Genomic DNA, 17960 nt, shown 5'->3' with positions numbered 1-17960 from the left:
CGCCGAGAGAACGTCCCGTTGCTACCGTCAATCAGGTGATCGCCCCATGCTGACCCGTCTGATCCGGACCTACCTGTCCCGCTACCCCGCGCACATCACCGCGGTGATCCTGCTGCAACTCGTGGCGACGGTGGCCATGCTGTATCTGCCGACGCTCAACGCCGACATCATCGACAAGGGCGTCGCCAAGGGCGACACCGGCTACATCCTGCGGATCGGCGCGTGGATGCTGGCGGTGACCTTCGTCCAGATCGTGTGCACGCTGATCGCCCAGTACTTCGGTGCACGGGCCGCGCTCGGTGCCGGCCGCGACATCCGCCACGATCTCCTGCACCGCGTCAACTCGTTCTCCGCGCGCGAGGTCGGCACCTTCGGCGCACCGTCGCTGATCACCCGCACCACCAACGACGTGCAGCAGGTGCAACTCCTGCTCGTCATGAGCACCGCCATCCTGGTGATGGCACCGATCATGTGTATCGGCGGCATCGTCATGGGCGTCCATGTGGCGCCGGGATTGTCGTGGGTGCTGCTGATCGCCGTACCGATCCTCGGCATCACGATGGGCTTCATCATCGCCCGGATGATCCCCGGCTTCCGCGCCATGCAGGAGCGCCTCGACGCCATCAACCGCATCATGCGTGAGCAGATCACCGGTATCCGCGTGGTGCGGGCGTTCGTGCGCGAACGCCATGAGATGCAACGGTTCTCCGTCGCCAACGACCAGTTGAGCGACGCCTCGCTGCGCGTGGGCCGGATGATGGCCCTGATGTTCCCATCGGTCACCGTGATCACCAATGTGACGATTGTCGCGATCATCTGGTTCGGCGGTCACGCGGTCTCCGACGGCAGCGCCCAGATCGGGGCACTGACGGCGATGATGAGCTACGTCATGCAGATCATGATGTCGGTGATGATGGCGTCGTTCCTGGCGATGATGGCGCCGCGCGCCGCGGTGTGCGCCGAGCGCATCTGCGAGGTCCTCGACACCGAGACGTCGGTCGTGCCGTCGAGTACCCCTGCCGGTTTCACCGGCGATCCCGCCTCCGTCGAGTTCGACGCCGCGCAGTTCCGGTATCCGGGAGCCGACGAGAACGTGTTGTCCGACATCACCTTCGACGTGCGTCCGGGGACCACCACCGCCGTCGTCGGGTCCACCGGCTCGGGCAAGACCACGCTGCTCGGCCTGGTCCCACGACTCATCGACGTCACCGCGGGCGCGGTTCGCGTCGGCGGCACCGACGTCCGCGAACTCGATCCCGACGAGTTGCGGTCGGTGATCGGACTCGTCCCGCAACGGCCCTACCTGTTCTCCGGGACGGTGGCCACCAATGTCCGGCACGGCAAACCCGACGCCACCGACGAGGAGGTGTGGGCGGCACTGGAGATCGCGCAGGCAACCGATTTCGTCTCCGCGATGCCCCAGCAACTCGACACCCCGATCGCGCAGGGCGGCACCACCGTCTCGGGCGGACAGCGCCAGCGTCTGGCGATCGCGCGGGCATTGGTCCGGCGGCCGTCGGTCTATCTGTTCGACGACTCGTTCTCCGCGCTCGACCTGACCACCGACGCGAAACTGCGTGCCGCCCTTCGGCCCGCCACCGCCGATGCCGCGGTGATCATCGTGGCCCAACGCATCTCGACCATCGTCGACGCCGATCAGATCGTCGTCCTCGACCGCGGCCACGTCGTCGGTCTCGGTACCCACGACGAATTGCTCACCTCCTGCGAGACCTACGCCGAGATCGCGCGTTCGCAGCTGTCGATCGGAGAACCCGCATGACCCGCCCCGCAGGCGGCCCGGGTCCCGGCCGCGGCCCGATGGCCGCCGGCCCCGTCCTGGAGAAGCCCAAGTCGTTCGGTCCGTCGATGAAACGTCTTGTGCGCCTGCTGATGGCCTATCGGTGGCGCATGGCGACGGTGCTGACCGCCATCGTCGGGTCGGTCATCCTCCTCGCGGCGGCACCACGCATTCTGGGCCACGCCACCGATCTCATCTTCGACGGTGCGATCGGCAAGGCGTTGCCGTCGGGCATCACCAAGGAGCAGGCCGTCGAGGGGTTGCGTGCGCGCGGGCAGGGCACCTTCGCCGACATGGTGTCGGCGATGAATCTGACCCCGGGTGTCGGGATCGACTTCACAACCGTCGCCTGGACGCTGCTGATCGTGCTGATCTGCTACGTGGCGTCATCCCTGTTGTCGTGGTTGGCATTCCGGATTCTCAACGTCATCGTGGTCAACACGGTGCGTGAGTTGCGCGCCGAGATCGAGCAGAAGGTGCATCGGCTTCCGCTGCGCTATTACGACACCACCCCGCGCGGTGACCTGCTGAGCCGGGTGACCAACGACCTCGACAACCTGTCACAGGGCTTGCAGCAGACAATTTCCCAGTTCGTGAACTCGGTGCTGACGGTCATCGCACTGTTGGTGGTGATGATCTGGATCTCGCCGCTGCTGGCGCTGATCGCGGTGGTGACGGTCCCGCTGGCGGTGGCCGCGACCACGATCATCGCCCGAAGGTCCAAGCCGCACTTCATCTCCCAGTGGTCGTCGACGGGAAAGCTCAACTCCCAGATCGAGGAGGCGTTCACCGGGCACGAATTGGTCAAGGTGTTCGGTCGGCAGCGCGAGATCGAGCAGACCTTCGACGAGCGCAACGAGAAGCTCTACCAGTCGAGTTGGCGTGCGCAGTTCATCTCGGGCATGGTCATGCCGACCATCATGTTCCTGGGCAACCTCAACTACGTGGCCGTCGCCGTGGTCGGCGGCCTGCGGGTGGCGTCGGGATCACTGAGTCTCGGTGAGGTGCAGGCGTTCATCCAGTACTCGCGACAGTTCACCCAGCCGCTCACCCAGATCGGCTCGATGATCAACCTGATGCAGAGCAGCGTCGCCTCGGCCGAGCGGATCTTCGAGATCCTCGACGCGCAGGAGCAGACCCCCGATCCGGCGCAGCCGCTGAGCCCGTCGGAGGACAAGGGCCGCATCGAGTTCGACGACGTCGCGTTCCGCTATCTGCCGGACAAGCCCCTGATCGAGGACCTGTCACTGGTGGCGAGCCCGGGGCACATGGTCGCGATCGTCGGGCCCACCGGCGCGGGCAAGACGACGCTGGTGAATCTGATCATGCGGTTCTATGACGTCGACTCCGGGCAGATCCGGCTCGACGGTGTGGAGACCCGCGCGATGACGCGCGACGACCTGCGTGAGCGAACCGGGATGGTGCTACAGGATTCGTGGCTCTTCGGCGGGACGATCTACGACAACATCGCCTACGGCGACCCGACCGCCAGCCGCGAGGAGGTCATGGCCGCGGCGATGACCAGCCACGTCGACCACTTCGTCCGCATCCTGCCCGACGGCTACGACACCGTCCTCGACGACGAGGGTGGTGGCGTGAGTGCCGGTGAGCGACAGCTCATCACGATCGCCCGTGCCTTCCTCGCCCGGCCGACGATCCTGATCCTCGACGAGGCGACGAGCTCGGTGGACACCCGCACCGAGCTGCTGATCCAGCAGGCCATGGCCAACCTGCGGGCCGATCGCACGAGTTTTGTGATCGCCCATCGCCTTTCGACGATCCGCGACGCCGACACCATCATCGTCATGGAGGACGGGCACATCGTCGAACAGGGTAATCACGACGAGCTGCTGGCCGCCCAGGGCGCCTACTGTCGCCTCTACCGCAGCCAGTTCGCGGGCGCGCTGGACACCGACTGACCGAGCCCCGACTGATCGAGCCCCGGCCAGAAGACTGCTAGCGCCTCTACAGCCGACTACCAAGAAGCCCCGGTACACAGGATCATCACCGCCGCAACGGATGCGGCGATCCGAAAGACCGAGATGGGGTTTTCATGAAGATTCGTCTGGTGACCATGGGCGTGGGTGGGGCTGCGGTGCTCGCCGCGGTGTTGACGGGCTGTTCGTCGACCGACAGCTCGTCCACACCGACCAACGCCGCCGCCACGTCCTCGTCGGCGTCGTCGTCGACCTCCACCACCGCGGGCTCGACCCGGGCCACCGAGATGGCGGCATTCGACAAGTGCATGGCCAACAACGGCGTCACCATGCCCGCGCGCAACGGGATGCGGCGACGATCCGAGGACGGGACCCCGCCGTCGGGGGCACCGGCCGGAGCGCCGTCGGGTGCGCCCGGCCAGGCACCCGAGGGCGGTTCGGGCGGTACTCCCCCGGCCCGTCAGCACACCATGACGGCGCCCCCGGGGGTCGATCAGGCCACCTGGACCAAGGCGCTGGCCGCGTGCAAGTCACTGGAACCGACCCGGCGTACCCAGCCGACCTCGTGACCGACCGGCTGCGGGGCCCATCCGGGCCCCGCGGCCGGTCAGGATTGGCCGCGCTCCAATTCGCCGGCAATGCCGCGTTCGAGTTGTTCGGCGGCGGGCGTCGGCACGTCGATGAGTCCGTCGAGCTCGGCCCGAGCCTTGCGGTAGGCGGCCTGCCGCTCGGCCGGCGTGGCTGCGGCGTCGGCGGCGACGGAGATGAGTTTGCGTGCGCGGTCCAGGGATTCGCGCTCGATGGGCGAGAAGTCCGATTGTTTGCGGCGTCGCGCCTCACGCTCGGCGGCGTCGAATGACGCGGCATAGACACCGACGGCGTCGCGGTACTCGGCGAAGGTCTCCGGATCGAGGGTTTCACCGGGCGCGGGTCGCATGTCGTCGGCGCGCACCTTGGCCTGATGAAAGGCCAGGGTGAGCGGTTCACGCATGTCGATGAGCATCGGGAATTCGATGAGCGTCGCGAGGTCGAGTTCGTAGGCGAACCATTTCTCGTTGATCTCGTCGTGCCGTTTGAGAACCTTGGTCACCTGGGCTTTGTCGGCACGGGTGCTGCGCAATTCCTCGGCCTTGGCGGTCGCCTTGATGCGTGCGAGTTCGATCTTGTCGCGTCGGCGCTTCTCGTTGTATCGGGCAACGTGGTTGGCCCAGCCGCCGACGATGCCGCCGACCGGGAAGATCAGCCACCAGTAGTCGCCCGCGAAGTGGAGGAATTGGTCCACGTCACAACCTTACCGGGCGATCGCACCGTGGATAGGGTGAGTGGATGGCCGACCCCGACGCCCCGGAACTGCTCGTCGAGCACATCGACGCGTGGCGGGAGTGGCTCGCCGGGCATCACGCGTCGGCGTCCGGGGTGTGGCTTGTGTTCTGGCGCAAAGAATCCGGCAACGAGCCCCTTGACTATGACGACGCTGTCCGGGAGGCGTTGTGTTGGGGGTGGATCGATGGGGTCACCCGCACGATCGACGCGCATCGGCGTGGCATGTGGTTCACCCGACGCGGACGCGGCAGCGCGTGGGCGGCGTCGAACAAACAACGGGTCGCCGAGCTCATCGACTCCGGCCGGATGCAGCCACCCGGCCTGGCCGTCATCGACGACGCGAAGGCACGCGGCCTGTGGAACCTGCTCGACGACGCCGAGGCCGGCGTCGAGCATCCCGACCTGACCGTCGCGCTGGATGCGAACCCGACGGCCCGCGCCCACTGGGACGCGTTCCCGCCGGGGGCACGCAAGGCCGCCCTCACCCAGATCGCCATGGCACGCAAACCCGAGACGAAGGCGCGTCGGATCACCGTCATCGTCGAGAAGGCCGCCCGCGACGAACGGCCGTGAAGCCTTACAGATCCGGAATCGGCAGGTCGAGGTTGGGTGTGACGATGCCGCCGTCGACCTCGATGATCTTGCCGGTCAGGTACGCGCCGGCGGGCGAGGCGAGATACACCGCGGCCGCGGCGACGTCGGCGGGGTCGCCGAGTCGGTGGAGGGGCGTCGCACCCTCGATGGTGGTGCGCATGGTCTCGTCGGCGGCGACGATGTCGAGGGCCGAGGTGAGGATCGCCCCGGGCGCGATGCCGTTGACGCGGATGCGCGGATTGAGGTCCATCGCCGCGAGCCGGGTGTAGTGGGCCAGCGCGGCCTTCGCCGTGCCGTAGGCGGCATAGGCGCGCCCCGGTGTGCGGCCCACCGCCGAGGTGATGTTGATGATCGAGCCGCCGTCGGCGTTGGCCAGCAGATGCGGCACCGACGCCCGCACCAGCGCGTGCGCGCCGGTCACGTTGAACGTGAACGCGTCGGTGAGGTGGTGGGGTTTGGTGTCGAGCAGCGGCCGTGGCAGCGCCCCGCCGACGTTGTTGACCACGGTGTCGAGGCGGCCGAACTCGTCGATCGCCGCCTGCGCCAGGGCGGCGACGGTGTCGGGGTCGGCGAGATCGGCGGCCACGACGTGCGCCCGCCGTCCCCGCGCGGCCACCTCGTCGGCGACGGCGTCGAGCTGCTCGGCGGTGCGTGCGCTGATCAGCACGTCGGCCCCCGCCTCGGCGAAGCCGATGGCGATCGCCGCACCGAGTCCGCGGCCCGCGCCGGTGACGATGGCAACGGTGTCGGTCATCCGGAACCTGTCGAGTATCACGACTCGACAATGCCACAGAACTAGAACGTGTTCTAGTGATTGGCGGAGAGGGTGACGTTCTTCCTCGGGAGTTTCGTTCGTCCCCCGGCAATTGCTGAGGGACGAACGAATTGCTTCAGGAAGAACATTCATCCCTTACCTTCTCGCCCGCTCGTTCAGGCCGAGGCCCCGGCCACCCAACTCATGTCGGGATAACGTTCTCCCGCCGGTCGCAACGCCGCGAGTCGCTCGAGCTGCTCGGCGGTGAGCGTCACCGACAGCGCGCCGATGTTCTCGTCGAGGTAGGTGCGACGCTTGGTACCCGGGATCGGGACGACGTCGTCACCCTGGGCGAGCAGCCAGGCCAGCGCGACCTGCCCGGCCGTCGCGTCGACTTCACCTGCGACCGATCGGATCTCGTCGACGAGGGCGAGGTTGTGGTCGAGATTGTCTGCCTGCCACCGCGGCAAGGTCGCGCGGAAGTCACCCGCGCCGGGTGCGGCGGCGGCCGCCGAGCCGGTGAGCATGCCGCGACCGAGCGGACTATAGGGCACCACGGTCACACCGAGTTCGCGCGCCGCCGGCACGTCGGAGGTCTCGATGTCGCGGCTGAACAGCGACCACTCCGATTGCAGAGCGGCGATCGGATGCACGGCCGACGCTCGCCGGAGGGTGTCGGCGCCCGCCTCACTGAGGCCGAGTTCGCGGACCTTGCCCGCGGCCACGAGGTCGGCCATCGCGCCGACGGTCTCCTCGATCGGACGGGTCGGGTCCACTCGATGCAGGTAGTAGAGGTCGATGACGTCGACACCCAGGCGTTGCAGCGACGCGTCGACACAGCGTCGGACGTAGTCGGGTGAGCCGTCGACACCGCTGGGCAATCCGGTGTCGGGATCGGTGAGAATCCCGAACTTGGTGGCGAGGACGATCTCGTCGCGGCGGTCGGCGAGCACCGTCGACAGCAGCTTCTCGTTGGCGCCGCCGCCGTACATGTCGGCGGTGTCGAGCAGTGTGATCCCGGTGTCGAGAGCGTGGTGCAGGGTGGCTAGTGCTTCGTCCTGGTCGGCCGGGCCGTAGGCGAAACTCATTCCCATACAGCCCAATCCGATACCGGAGACCTCAAGGGAGCCGATACGGCGGGGAGAGCGGGGGGTCATGGTTGGGTCCTTCCTCCGTAGGTGGCGATCTTGTATTCGGTGGCCGCGAGCGACAGCGTCAGTTCGGCGATCTGTCTGCGGATGGTGTCGCGGTGTTCGAGCAGCATGTCGAGGCGTTCATCGACGGTGTCGTCTCCGGCGTCGACGAGCTCGACGTAGTGCTGGAGATCTCGGATTGCCATGCCGGACAACCGCATCCGGGTCAAGAAGACGAGCCTGCGCATCGCGTCGGCGTCATAGATCCGGTTGCCCACGGCGTCTCGGGGGACCTCGACGAGCCCGATGCGCTCGTAGTAGCGCAGGGTGTGCGGCGAGATGTCGAGCGCCTCGGCGGCCTGCGCGACGCTCATCGGTTCGGCGATCTCGTCGAGACCAACGAGGGAGTGGATCACCTCCACCGACAGCGGTCCGTCGAGGCCGCCGAGCGCGTCGAGCGCCTTGCGCATCAGATGTTCTGTGCTCATGGCAGCAACGCTAGGCCTTTGAGCGCGCTCGAAGGCAAGACCGAACCTACACGCTCTTCCGCGGGGTTTTCGTTCTTCCGGCAGAAATCTCTGGGGGAGGAACCGGAAAGTAGGGGAAGAACGGTATTCCCCTACTCTTGGGCCCAGCCGGCGACTCAGTAGTCGCGGTCGGCCGACACCGTGGAAATCAACTCCTCCCCGGCGACGAACCGCCGGAGATTCTCGGCCACCCACGGCGCGAGTTCTCGCGTGAGTCCCGACGACGGGTTCGCGATGTGCGGGGTGATGATGCAGTTGGGCAGCGACCACAACGGGTCGTCGGCGGCCGGCGGCTCAGGATCGGTGACATCGAGTGCGGCACCGGCGATCTCACCACCGCGCAGTGCCCAATAGAGGGCTTGTTGATCAACGAGGGGCCCACGGGCGACGTTGACGATCCAGCAGTGCGCGGGCAACGCGGCCAAGCTCTCGGCGTTGATCAGGTGGTGGGTTTCCGGCGTCGACGGCGCCGCGAGCACGACGTGGTCGGTGCGGCGCCACACCTCGTCCATCCGCGACGACGGCAGTGTCTCGTCGGCGCCCTCGACCGGTCGGCCCGACCGGTTGACCGCGAGCACCCGCGCGCCACCGGCCTTGAGTCGCGGCGTCAGCGACGCACCGATTCCGCCCGCGCCCACGATGGCCACCGTCGCACCGCGCAACGTGCGCACCGCGGTGTCGATGGGTTCTTTGTCCCAGTGGTCGCGAATCGACGTGTGGATCTGTCGCAGCCCGGTGAGCAGCAGCGCCAGCGCGTGCTCGGCGACGTTTTCGGCGTAGAAGCCCGACGCGTTGGTCCAGGTCCGCTTGTCGTCGAGTACCCCGGCGTTGACGAACCCCTCGATCCCGGCCGTCTTGAGCGCCACCCACTCGACGGCGTCGGGCAGCGCGGGGAAGCCGTCGGGGTCGCCGAGCCAGACCAGCACCCGCGCCCCGTCGAGTCCGACAATTTCTCCGCCCGCCTCCTCGACGGCGGCGACGACGTGCTCGTCACGGATCGGTTCGACGGCGACCGGCACCCGGGTGGTCATGAGCGCACCTGCGCGATCTCGCGGGCCGCCGAGGTCGCGAGGCGGTCGGCGATCTCGTTGTAGTGATCACCGTTGTGGCCCTTGACCCAGCGCCACTCCACCTGGTGCCGCTTCTCCTCGTCGATCAGGCGCTTCCACAGGTCGGCGTTCTTCACCGGCTTCTTGTCGGCGGTCTTCCAGCCGTTGCGCTGCCAGCCGGCGACCCACTTCATGATGCCGTTGCGCACGTAGCTGGAGTCGGTGTAGAGGATCACCGTCGACGGCCGCTTCAGCGCCGCGAGACCCTCGATCGCCGCCTGCAACTCCATCTTGTTGTTGGTGGTGTCGGGCGCCGAGCCGGAGATCTCCTTCTCGGTGCCCTTGTACCGCAACACCGCTCCCCATCCACCGGGGCCCGGATTGCCCAGGCAGGCGCCATCGGTGGAGATCTCCACGACATCGTCGGAACCGGGGGTCGTGTCAGGATCGTTCGCCATTCCTCCGAGATTACGAGACACGCAACGCTTGCACGAAACGACTAGGGTGGAGCCATGCCTGTCTGGGATCCGACGCGCTATCTCCAGTTCGCCGACGCCCGCTCGCGACCGTTTCTCGACCTCATCGCGCGCGTCCCGATCGAGCCCGCCACGATCATCGACCTCGGCTGCGGGCCCGGCCACCTCACCCGCTACCTGCGTGCACGCTGGCCCGACGCGCACATCCTCGGTATCGATTCGTCGGCGGAGATGATCGACGAGGCGCTGCGTTCCAATTCCGATCCCGACGCCAACTACGACGTCCACGACGTCACCACCTGGAAGCCGTACGAGCCGGTCGACCTGATCGTCTCCAACGCGATGTTCCAATGGGTCCCGGACCAGTTCTCGGTGATCGGCGACCTCCTCGACCATCTGACGCCCGGCGGTGCCTTCGCGGTGCAGGTGCCCAACAACGCGAGTTCGGCCACCCACACCTTGCTCGACGAACTCTCCCGCGAGGAGCCCTACGCCGAGCACCTGCACGATGTGCGGCGGCTGCCGACCACCGGTCCGCAGGAGTACCTGGAGTTCTTCGCCGACCGCGGCTACTCCGTCGACGCCTGGGAGACGACCTACCTGCACGTCCTCGACGGCGAGGACCCGGTGTTCGAGTGGATTTCCGGGACCGGGGCGCGTCCGTTCCTGCAAGGTCTTCCCGACGACCTCGTCGACGGCTTCACCGACGAGTACAAGGCGCGTCTTCGTGCGGCGTTCCCGTCGCGGCCCTGGGGGACGCCGCTGCCGTTCCGGCGGACCTTCGCCGTCGCCTCCCCGCAACCGCACATCTGAACTGCTCAGGTGGCGTGGGCCCCGCTCGGACGCACCCCGGTGTAGACGCCCTCGGGCCGAAACCGTAACCGCGGCGCCTGGTATTCCTCGAGCGCATGCGCGATCCAGCCCGCGATCCGTGCCAGCGCGAAGATCGTCTCGGCGGCATCCGGACGCATCCGGTACCGCAACGCCAGTGCCGCCAGCGCCAGGTCGGAGTTGACGAAGGTCGACGGCCCGAGCGCCTCGACGATCGTGGTGACCGCAGGCTGCACGCGTCGATCACCACCACCGCTGCGCGCCAGCATCTGCAGCAGCACCGTCGCCCGGGGATCGCGGGCCCGGTAGATCACGTGGCCGGTCCCGGGGATGTGGGTGTCGGCATAGAGGGCGTCGGCGATGGCCGCGGTCGGGTCGTCGAGGGCGTCGGCGAGGAATCGGTAGGCCAATGTGGTTGCGCCACCGTGCATCGGGCCGTCGAAGGCACCGAGTCCGGCGCCGATGACGGCGTAGACGCTGCCCCGCGCGCTGGCCGCGACCCGCGCGGCGACGGTGCCCGCGGCCAGGTCGTGGTCGGCGAGCGCGACCAATGCCGCGTTGAGTACCTTGACCGCGCGTGGTGTCGCGGGCTCGTCGGTCAGGCGCGGCCACAGTCGTTGCGCCAGTGAACCTTCTGATTCCCCGGGAGCCAGTGCGTCGACCGCGGTGACGAGGACGCGGGTGGCCTTCTCGGTGACGGCTGCGGGTTCGATGTGATGGCGCAACGGGTCTCGAGCCCCGAGTAGGTCGACGGTGAGCCGGATCCGGTCCAGCCCGCGCGAGTTGGTTCCGGCGACACGTCGCACCGCGGCCCCGATTCCCTGCGCCGGCGGGGCCGCGGTCCACGGTTCGCCCCAGAGTAATTGCGCGACATCTTCATAGCCCGTCGTGCGGGCGAGGTCGGCGACGTCGTGGCCACGATAGTGCAGCCGATCGTCGTGCAGATAGGTCAGCTGGGTGCGGATGCGTTCGGCGACGCCGGCCGGCGGCCGATGTCGCGAGCCCTGCAGTAGCCCGTCGACCTCGTCGACGGCGAACATGCTGCCGTCGTATCCGGCGATGCGGGAACTGTGCAGGCGCCCGCGGCTGACATAGGCGTAGACGGTGGAGAGCTTGACGCCCAACACCTTTGCGACCTGTTCGGTGGTCAGGTAGTCGCGCCCGTCGTGCCGGATGGGCGTCGGGAATCGGCGGGTGTGCGCGCGGGTCACACATTGATTGAATCAACATTGACCACACCGCTCAACCTCGCCACCCTGAGAGCACGGAGCCGTCGACGGAGCGGCCTCCAGCAGCGTCAGGAGTTGTGATGACCGAACCACTGATCGCCCCGCCGGGACTACACGACCTCGTCGTCGCCGATACCGAGATCGGCGACGTGCGTGGCGCCGAGGGCTTCTATCACTACCGCCAGTACTCGGCGATCGAGTTGGCGCGCACCCGCTCATTCGAGGAGGTGTGGTTCCTGTTCCTGTACGGCCATCTGCCGAGTGCCGCCGAACTCGACGACTTCATCGAGGTGGTGCACCGGATGTCGGTGCTGCCGCCGGAGGTCGGGGGCATCCTCACCGCGGCGGCGCTGCTCGGCGGTGAGCGGGACTCGTTGTCGGGGCTGCGCACCGTGCTCTCGGCGGCGGGCAGCGCGACCGGGGTCCGGCCGCTCTGGGACAGCGATGACGAACAGCGCCGCACCGACGCCATTCGGGTGGCCGCCCTCACCCCGACGATCCTCGGTGCGCTCGCCCGCATCCGCGCCGGTGAGGAGCCGCTGCAGCCGCGCCGCGACCTGTCCGCGGCGGCCAACTGGCTCTACTTGATCTCCGGTCGAGAGCCGACGCAGGAGCACGTGCGGGCCATCGAGCACTATCTGATCGCCACGATCGACCACGGTTTCAACGCATCGACGTTCACCGCCCGGGTCATCGCCTCCACCGGCGCCGACGTCGTCGCGGCGGTGTGCGGGGCCATCGGTTCGTTCTCGGGGCCGCTGCACGGCGGTGCCCCCGACCGCGCGCTCGACGCGCTGGACGAGATCGCCGCGTTCGGCGACCCCACCGAGTGGGCCCGCCGTCAGGTCGAGGAGCACCGGCGCATCATGGGATTCGGGCACGCCGTCTATCGCACGGCTGATCCGCGCGCAATGATGTTGCGCGACATCGCCGGTGAACTCGGCGGGCCCCTCGTCGAGCAGGCCATCGCCGCCGAGGCAGCCATCACCGAGGTCCTGGCGCAGGCCCACCCCGATCAGCCGCGGTACGCCAACGTCGAGTTCTATGCCGGTGTGGTGATGGAGTGCTGCGGCGTGCCGCGGTCGATGTTCACGCCGACCTTCGCGGTCAGTCGGGTCGTGGGTTGGTGTGCGAACATCCTCGAGCAGTCCCGCTCTCGCAAGATCATCCGGCCCGCGGCACGGTATGTCGGTCCGCCCCCGGCCGCACCCGCCGCCGTGCCAGACTGATCGCATGGCACGATTGGTCTTTCTCATCCGCGCGATCAATGTCGGTGGCGCGAAACTACCGATGGCGGAATTGCGCTCCATGGCAACCGAACTCGGCGCCACCGACGTGACCACCCATATCGCGTCCGGCAATCTGATCTGCACACCACCCGACTCCGCCGACGACTTCGCACGTGCGCTCGAGACCGCCATCGAGGAACGCTACGGCTTCTCCCGTGAGGTGATCGCCCGGTCGGCGACGCAACTCCGCGACGCACTCGAGGCCTACCCGTTCGAGGCGAGCGAAGAGAAGTTCGCCCACATCTATTTCCTGACCGGTGAACCCGATACCGACAAGGCAGAAGCCTTCGTGGCCAAGGACTTCGGCGCCGACGAACTAGCGCTCATCGGCACCGACCTGCACATCCACTACGCGGCGGGCGTCGCCGGGACCACGCTGAGCGTGCCGAAGATCGCCCGGGGACTCGGGGTGACGGGGACCGGCCGCAACCTGCGGACAGTGCGCACACTGGTCGATCTCGCCGAGGCCTGAACCCGGCGCCGCCGGTCAGACGCGCAGCAGTGCCACCGGTCAGACGCGCAGCAGTGCCACCGGTCAGACGCGCAGCAGTGCCGCGGTGACGGCTTCGATGTCCTCGCGTTGTTTCTCGAACGGCGCTTCCCACAGTTTGCGGGGCAGTTCCTCGAGTTGTTCGACCACACCCTCGAGTTGTTGCAGGCGGTCGGTCTTGTCGTCGCCGTCGAGATCGGCCGCCGCGATCAGCTGATCGTCGAGGGCGAAGACGGCGTCGTCGAGCCGGTCGCGGTCGGCCAGAGTCGCCTTGTCGTGCGGGATCGCCGGATTCTGGTGCACGTCGGCGATCGCGTACCGAACCCGCCGATGCAGCAACGCCTCCGGCGAGGTCGCCGTCGTCCAGTTGTCGGGGGCGCGGCTCGGTTTGCCCGGGATCAGGTCGGTCGACCGCGCGAACGCCCGGACCCGCTTGTCGGAATCCCAGGCGAACCAGATCGCGCCGATCAGGATGAACAGTGCGACGAAGACGATGACGCCGATGACAACGATCGCGATGGCCGACATAGTGCGACCTTAGCCCAGTCCCGTCGCGACCCTGCGCGGCTGCGGCACCGGCAGGCGGGACCACGTCATGCGAGCGGCTCCGTCGCATGCGCGGCGCGGACCGCAGCGGCGTTGACGCGAGTGAGCACCCGGTGCAGGTCCTCGAGGTCGGCGAGGTCCACGCCGAGGGCGTCGACGACCGCCGGCGGGATCGACAGCGCCTGCTCGCGCAGCGCCCACCCGGTGTCGGTGAGGGCGATGTCGACATTGCGTTCGTCGTCGTCACGACGGCGGCGTTCGATCAGCCCGTTGGTCTCCAGTCGCTTCAGTAGCGGCGAGAGCGTCGCCGAATCGAGTTGCAGCACCGCGCCGAGGTCCTTGACCGCGCGGGGCGAGGACTCCCACAGCGCGAGCATCACCAGATATTGCGGGTGGGTCAGGCCGAGGGGCTCGAGCAGCCGGCGATAGATGCGCAGGACCGATCGGTTGGCGACGGCCAGGGCGAAACACACCTGTCGCTCCAGCAGCAACGGGTTCTCGCCGAGGTCCGGGCCGGCGACCACCTCCGGTTCGCCGATCGTCGCTTCCGCCATGTCCCTCCACCCGATGACTCCAGTGATGCCTCACATGGTAGGCCCGGCGGCCGGGGGCGGTCCGCTCGACGGTTTGCCCGCCACCCAGTCCTCGATGGTCAGTCCCCACTTGCCGAAGCGGTCGTCGAAACCGTCGGCGCGTGTGGCGGCCCGTGCCTTCTTTGCCGGTGAATAGCGACGGCCGGCCCACCGCGAGTGCGGCCGGGCCAGACGGATCGCGCCGATCCAGCCGACCGGCGGAATGAACGCGCCGACCGCGGCGGTCGAGTACTTGCCCTTCTCGACGCACACCAGAACACACGCGATGTGGATCGGAAGCACCACCAGCACGCCCCAATTCCCGTGCAGCTGTGTGTTCTCCGCGGCGGTGGTGTCGTCGAAGGGATTGACGCCCAACGCCAACAGCCCGAGGACGGCCGTGGTCAGCGAGACCACCTGTACCGAGAGTTGGCCCTCGGTGCTCCAGTAGACGTCGCCGAGATGCAGGATCAAGGCGAACTCGTCGAGGACCAGGCTCGCGCCGACGCCGATGAGGACCGCAGCGATCAGCGCGCCCGGACGATGGCCGGCAACGGTCACCGACATCACCGCACCGACCAACAACAACACCAGCCCCGGCACGGCGTGGTGGATGTGCACGCCGCCGCGCACATTGTTGTGGAAGGGCCCTCGGCCGGCGCGGATCAACCGCGTGATGGTGCGGGTGATGACAAAGGTCAGCAGGAACGCGAGGAACAGCAACGACAGCGGCAACCGGCCCGAATGCCAGAAGGTGTCGACGGCGCTCACGGCAGCGTCAGGCGCCCGCGGTGATCCCGGTGCGGCGCTGCTCGATGATGAGGCAACGGTCCTCGACGTAGAGCAGGCCGGCCGACTCGGCGATCTCCCGGGCCTCCTGTGAAGCGATACCCAACTGCAGCCAGAGTGCGGTGGCGCCGGCGGCCACGGCCTGCCGGGCGATCTCCGGGGTGTCGGCGGACGGGCGGAAGACGTCGACGAGACCGATTTGTTCGGGCACGTCGGCCAGCGTCGGGTACACCTGCTCCCCGACGATCTCGGTGGCGGTGGGATTGACCGGGATGATCCGCCATCCCTTCGACTTCATGTACTCCGGAACCTCGTTGGCGGCCTTGGTCGGATTGGCACTGGCCCCGACCACCGTGATGGTGTCGTAGGTACGCAGGATCTGTTCGACGACCTCATCGGTGCTCATGGCGCCAGTTTAGGGCGTTTCGCCCCGGGGCCGAACGTAAGCTGTGATCCGGGGGCGGAGAAGGAGCGGTAGATGCAGCTGACCCACCCGATCCATCAGGCATTCTCGCGTGGTTTCTATTCCGATTCGGGCCGCGACTACGCGGTCCGACTGTTGCTCGGCTACTGCACATCCGGGGGCGCCGACGCCGGGGAGGTTCTCGCGACCATCGACGGCCTCGACTCCGGGCACGAGCAGGCGTGGGCCGATGCCTGGCTGTCGGTGGGCCGTCGGGTGGCCGGCTCTGCGCGCGACTCGTTTGCCCACGGGCATCGAGTGAGTGCCGCATCGGCGTATCTGCGTGCGGCGAACTATCTCTCGACCGCCTTCGACGGCCTCGACGGGCTGGGTACCGAGACGCAACGGATGACGGTGTTCGCCGAACACCGCGCCGCGTGGGACGGTTTCGTCGGCGCCGGCTCCTTTGCGGCACAACGCCTTTCCATCCCCTATGACGAAACCACCATGCCCGGCTGGTTGGTGCGGCCCGCCGACGACGAGCGGCCCCGCCCGACACTGGTTCTGGTGAACGGGAGCGACGGGTCGATCTCGGCTCTGTGGTGCGCGGCCGGACAGCCCGCCCTCACCCGCGGGTACAACGTCGTGCTGTTCGACGGCCCGGGGCAGCAGTCGATGCTGTTCGAGAAATCGGTGCTGTTCCGCCCCGATTGGGAGGCGGTGCTGACCCCGGTCACCGACACCGTCATCGGGCAGCCGGGCGTGGATGCGCAACGCCTTGCGGTGTACGGGATTTCGCAGGCAGGTTTCTGGGTGCCGCAGGCGTTGTCGGTGGAGCACCGTTATCGGGCGGCCGTGGTCGATCCCGGGGTGGTCGATGTGTCGGCGTCGTGGACGACGCACCTGCCGAAATCGTTGGTGGGCATGCTCGACGATTCGTCGAAGGCGAAGCGATTCGATCAGGAGATGGCCCTCGGGCTCACCGGACAGAAAGCAACCCAACGCATGTGGGCGTGGCGGGCACGACCTTATGGGCACAACGGGCAGTACTTCGACACGATGCGCGAGGTGATGCGGTACCGCCTCGACGCCGATGCGGCCGCCGCGATCACCACCCCGATGTTGATCACCGCCCCCGAACACGAGCAGTTCTGGCCCGGGCAATCGGCCCGGCTGGCTGCGATGCTGACCGGAACGTCGTCGACCGTCGTCGATTTCACCGCCGCCGAGGGCGCCAGTTGGCACTGCCAGCCGATGGGCCGGGCGGTGACCGCCGAGCGGATGTTCGACTGGCTCGACGACGCTCTCGAGGTGAGTGCGTGATGGCGAGACGTCGGGGAAAGCGGGATCCGTTCGCGGGCCTCGATCTCGCGTCGCTGAACGGTACACGTGCGGTGGTCACCGGCGCCACCAACGGATTGGGGTTGGCGACGGCGCGCGCACTCGCCCGCGCGGGCGCCTCGGTGATCCTGCCCGCCCGTGACGTCGAGTTGGGGCGCCGCCGCGCCGACGAATTCGGCGGCGACTGTTCGGTGGTTCGGCTCGACCTCGCGGATCTGTCGTCGGTGCGCGACTGCGCGGCATCCATCGAGGGGCCCATCGACTTCCTCGTCAACAACGCCGGCATGTTCCCGCACACGCACTCCCAGACCGTCGACGGATTCGAACTCGGCATCGGCACCAATTTCCTCGGCCCGTTCGCTTTCACCAATCTCCTTCTCGCACAGGTCCGTCGGCGCATCGTGTGTGTCGCGTCCGACGCGCACAAGGCCGCGCGGATCGACCCGGACGATCTCAACTACTCCGGCGCGTCGTGGAGCCCACCGCGCGCCTATGCCCGATCCAAGCTCGCGGTGATGTTGTGGGGTCTGGAGCTCGACCGGCGTTTGCGCACAACGGGTTCGCCGATCGAGACGATGTTGACCACGCCCGGCTGGGTGGCGTCCAACATCTCCAACAAACCGCACCTCGGACTGGCGCATCGCATCGTGCACGCCGGTGCCGAGCTGTTGGCCAACGACGTCGACGCCGGTGCCGCCACCACGATCTACTGCCTCACCCAGCCGATCGCCACCGGAAGCTACGTCGGCGTCGACGGCATCGGCGCGCTCCGCGGCCGGCCGGTGCTGTTCGGCCGCTCGACAACGGCCTGCGATTTCACGCTCGCCGGCCGACTCTGGGAGGCGGCCGAAAGGCTCACGGGTACGGGGTTCTGAGATC

At 67.9% G+C, this 17960-nt stretch carries 20 protein-coding genes; 9 read left to right on the top strand and 11 right to left on the bottom strand.

Features of this window, described 5'->3' with window-relative positions; all coding sequences use genetic code 11:
• Positions 1-46: 46 nt before the first annotated feature.
• From GOPIP_RS08915 to GOPIP_RS08905, 3 genes are all read left to right on the top strand, one after another.
• Positions 47-1780: an ABC transporter ATP-binding protein gene (locus GOPIP_RS08915; protein ID WP_006369307.1), complete on the top strand. Its 1734-nt coding sequence runs from the start codon at positions 47-49 to the stop codon at positions 1778-1780.
• The gene (locus tag GOPIP_RS08910; protein WP_006369306.1) at positions 1777-3717 is read left to right on the top strand and encodes an ABC transporter ATP-binding protein; all 1941 of its coding nucleotides are present in this window, start codon (positions 1777-1779) and stop codon (positions 3715-3717) included. The genes GOPIP_RS08915 and GOPIP_RS08910 overlap by 4 nt, the downstream gene beginning before the upstream one ends.
• A 134-nt stretch (positions 3718-3851) precedes the next feature.
• Positions 3852-4304: a hypothetical protein gene (locus tag GOPIP_RS08905; protein WP_006369305.1), complete on the top strand. Its 453-nt coding sequence runs from the start codon at positions 3852-3854 to the stop codon at positions 4302-4304.
• 38 nt (positions 4305-4342) lie between these two features.
• On the opposite strand, the gene GOPIP_RS08900 is transcribed toward GOPIP_RS08905, so the two are convergent.
• A complete protein-coding gene (locus tag GOPIP_RS08900; RefSeq protein ID WP_006369304.1) occupies positions 4343-5017 on the bottom strand; it encodes a hypothetical protein in 675 nt (224 codons plus the stop codon).
• 44 nt (positions 5018-5061) lie between these two features.
• On the opposite strand from GOPIP_RS08900, the gene GOPIP_RS08895 reads away from it, so the two are divergent.
• Positions 5062-5631 (top strand): YdeI/OmpD-associated family protein, encoded by a 570-nt coding sequence (locus tag GOPIP_RS08895; RefSeq protein WP_006369303.1) that lies wholly within the window; start codon positions 5062-5064, stop codon positions 5629-5631.
• Between the two features lie 4 nt (positions 5632-5635).
• Here GOPIP_RS08895 and GOPIP_RS08890 read toward each other — a convergent pair whose 3' ends face one another.
• The 5 genes from GOPIP_RS08890 to rnhA all read right to left on the bottom strand — a co-directional run bounded on the left by GOPIP_RS08890 (position 5636) and on the right by rnhA (position 9573).
• Complete coding sequence (locus GOPIP_RS08890; RefSeq protein ID WP_035727517.1) at positions 5636-6427, bottom strand: SDR family oxidoreductase; 792 nt, start codon at positions 6425-6427, stop codon at positions 5636-5638.
• Between the two features lie 155 nt (positions 6428-6582).
• Positions 6583-7563, bottom strand: a complete 981-nt coding sequence (locus tag GOPIP_RS08885) for an aldo/keto reductase (RefSeq protein WP_006369301.1) — start codon at positions 7561-7563, stop codon at positions 6583-6585.
• Complete coding sequence (locus GOPIP_RS08880; RefSeq protein ID WP_014358544.1) at positions 7560-8027, bottom strand: MerR family transcriptional regulator; 468 nt, start codon at positions 8025-8027, stop codon at positions 7560-7562. The genes GOPIP_RS08885 and GOPIP_RS08880 overlap by 4 nt, the downstream gene beginning before the upstream one ends.
• Before the next feature lie 155 nt (positions 8028-8182).
• Positions 8183-9097: a D-isomer specific 2-hydroxyacid dehydrogenase family protein gene (locus GOPIP_RS08875; RefSeq protein WP_006369299.1), complete on the bottom strand. Its 915-nt coding sequence runs from the start codon at positions 9095-9097 to the stop codon at positions 8183-8185.
• Entirely contained in the window at positions 9094-9573 is a 480-nt protein-coding gene (rnhA, locus tag GOPIP_RS08870; protein WP_006369298.1) for a ribonuclease HI, read from the bottom strand. The genes GOPIP_RS08875 and rnhA overlap by 4 nt, the downstream gene beginning before the upstream one ends.
• A gap of 54 nt (positions 9574-9627) precedes the next feature.
• Between rnhA and GOPIP_RS08865 the strand changes: the two genes are divergently transcribed.
• Positions 9628-10404, top strand: a complete 777-nt coding sequence (locus tag GOPIP_RS08865) for a methyltransferase domain-containing protein (RefSeq protein ID WP_006369297.1) — start codon at positions 9628-9630, stop codon at positions 10402-10404.
• Positions 10405-10409: 5 nt separating this feature from the next.
• On the opposite strand, the gene GOPIP_RS08860 is transcribed toward GOPIP_RS08865, so the two are convergent.
• Positions 10410-11633 (bottom strand): citrate synthase, encoded by a 1224-nt coding sequence (locus tag GOPIP_RS08860; protein ID WP_006369296.1) that lies wholly within the window; start codon positions 11631-11633, stop codon positions 10410-10412.
• Between the two features lie 98 nt (positions 11634-11731).
• On the opposite strand from GOPIP_RS08860, the gene GOPIP_RS08855 reads away from it, so the two are divergent.
• Together GOPIP_RS08855 and GOPIP_RS08850 are read left to right on the top strand one after the other, a co-directional pair.
• Complete coding sequence (locus GOPIP_RS08855) at positions 11732-12880, top strand: citrate/2-methylcitrate synthase (RefSeq protein ID WP_006369295.1); 1149 nt, start codon at positions 11732-11734, stop codon at positions 12878-12880.
• Between the two features lie 4 nt (positions 12881-12884).
• Positions 12885-13412 carry a DUF1697 domain-containing protein gene (locus GOPIP_RS08850; protein ID WP_006369294.1) on the top strand — a complete coding sequence of 176 codons (528 nt, stop codon included), beginning with the start codon at positions 12885-12887 and terminating at the stop codon, positions 13410-13412.
• Positions 13413-13475: 63 nt separating this feature from the next.
• Here the strand turns inward: GOPIP_RS08850 and GOPIP_RS08845 are convergent, their stop codons facing one another.
• The 4 genes from GOPIP_RS08845 to GOPIP_RS08830 all read right to left on the bottom strand — a co-directional run bounded on the left by GOPIP_RS08845 (position 13476) and on the right by GOPIP_RS08830 (position 15743).
• On the bottom strand, positions 13476-13958 hold the full coding sequence (locus GOPIP_RS08845; protein ID WP_006369293.1) for a hypothetical protein: 483 nt from the start codon (positions 13956-13958) through the stop codon (positions 13476-13478).
• Positions 13959-14023: 65 nt separating this feature from the next.
• Complete coding sequence (locus tag GOPIP_RS08840; RefSeq protein WP_006369292.1) at positions 14024-14530, bottom strand: MarR family winged helix-turn-helix transcriptional regulator; 507 nt, start codon at positions 14528-14530, stop codon at positions 14024-14026.
• Positions 14531-14560: 30 nt separating this feature from the next.
• Complete coding sequence (locus GOPIP_RS08835) at positions 14561-15319, bottom strand: hypothetical protein (protein WP_006369291.1); 759 nt, start codon at positions 15317-15319, stop codon at positions 14561-14563.
• Between the two features lie 7 nt (positions 15320-15326).
• The gene (locus GOPIP_RS08830) at positions 15327-15743 is read right to left on the bottom strand and encodes a CoA-binding protein (protein ID WP_006369290.1); all 417 of its coding nucleotides are present in this window, start codon (positions 15741-15743) and stop codon (positions 15327-15329) included.
• Between the two features lie 72 nt (positions 15744-15815).
• On the opposite strand from GOPIP_RS08830, the gene GOPIP_RS08825 reads away from it, so the two are divergent.
• Entirely contained in the window at positions 15816-17063 is a 1248-nt protein-coding gene (locus GOPIP_RS08825; protein WP_006369289.1) for an alpha/beta hydrolase family protein, read from the top strand.
• The gene (locus GOPIP_RS08820) at positions 17063-17956 is read left to right on the top strand and encodes an SDR family NAD(P)-dependent oxidoreductase (RefSeq protein WP_006369288.1); all 894 of its coding nucleotides are present in this window, start codon (positions 17063-17065) and stop codon (positions 17954-17956) included. Before GOPIP_RS08825 ends, GOPIP_RS08820 begins: the two co-directional genes overlap by 1 nt.
• Positions 17957-17960: the final 4 nt, after the last annotated feature.

The organism is Gordonia polyisoprenivorans NBRC 16320 = JCM 10675 (assembly GCF_000241325.1).
Lineage (GTDB): Bacteria > Actinomycetota > Actinomycetes > Mycobacteriales > Mycobacteriaceae > Gordonia > Gordonia polyisoprenivorans.
The sequence above is the reverse complement of the archived record's forward strand: the minus strand, read 5'-3'. Positions and strand labels throughout refer to the sequence as shown.

Excerpts from the sequence above, each read along its gene's own strand:
- GOPIP_RS08825 (WP_006369289.1), top strand. The coding sequence starts at position 15,816 with ATGCAGCTGACCCACCCGATCCATCAGGCATTCTCGCGTGGTTTCTAT.
- GOPIP_RS08845 (WP_006369293.1), bottom strand. The coding sequence starts at position 13,958 with ATGTCGGCCATCGCGATCGTTGTCATCGGCGTCATCGTCTTCGTCGCA.
- GOPIP_RS08830 (WP_006369290.1), bottom strand. The coding sequence starts at position 15,743 with ATGAGCACCGATGAGGTCGTCGAACAGATCCTGCGTACCTACGACACC.
- GOPIP_RS08820 (WP_006369288.1), top strand. The coding sequence starts at position 17,063 with ATGGCGAGACGTCGGGGAAAGCGGGATCCGTTCGCGGGCCTCGATCTC.
- GOPIP_RS08865 (WP_006369297.1), top strand. The coding sequence starts at position 9,628 with ATGCCTGTCTGGGATCCGACGCGCTATCTCCAGTTCGCCGACGCCCGC.
- GOPIP_RS08885 (WP_006369301.1), bottom strand. The coding sequence starts at position 7,563 with ATGACCCCCCGCTCTCCCCGCCGTATCGGCTCCCTTGAGGTCTCCGGT.
- GOPIP_RS08910 (WP_006369306.1), top strand. The coding sequence starts at position 1,777 with ATGACCCGCCCCGCAGGCGGCCCGGGTCCCGGCCGCGGCCCGATGGCC.
- GOPIP_RS08895 (WP_006369303.1), top strand. The coding sequence starts at position 5,062 with ATGGCCGACCCCGACGCCCCGGAACTGCTCGTCGAGCACATCGACGCG.
- GOPIP_RS08905 (WP_006369305.1), top strand. The coding sequence starts at position 3,852 with ATGAAGATTCGTCTGGTGACCATGGGCGTGGGTGGGGCTGCGGTGCTC.
- GOPIP_RS08840 (WP_006369292.1), bottom strand. The coding sequence starts at position 14,530 with ATGGCGGAAGCGACGATCGGCGAACCGGAGGTGGTCGCCGGCCCGGAC.
- GOPIP_RS08850 (WP_006369294.1), top strand. The coding sequence starts at position 12,885 with ATGGCACGATTGGTCTTTCTCATCCGCGCGATCAATGTCGGTGGCGCG.
- GOPIP_RS08880 (WP_014358544.1), bottom strand. The coding sequence starts at position 8,027 with ATGAGCACAGAACATCTGATGCGCAAGGCGCTCGACGCGCTCGGCGGC.
- GOPIP_RS08855 (WP_006369295.1), top strand. The coding sequence starts at position 11,732 with ATGACCGAACCACTGATCGCCCCGCCGGGACTACACGACCTCGTCGTC.
- GOPIP_RS08875 (WP_006369299.1), bottom strand. The coding sequence starts at position 9,097 with ATGACCACCCGGGTGCCGGTCGCCGTCGAACCGATCCGTGACGAGCAC.
- rnhA (WP_006369298.1), bottom strand. The coding sequence starts at position 9,573 with ATGGCGAACGATCCTGACACGACCCCCGGTTCCGACGATGTCGTGGAG.
- GOPIP_RS08915 (WP_006369307.1), top strand. The coding sequence starts at position 47 with ATGCTGACCCGTCTGATCCGGACCTACCTGTCCCGCTACCCCGCGCAC.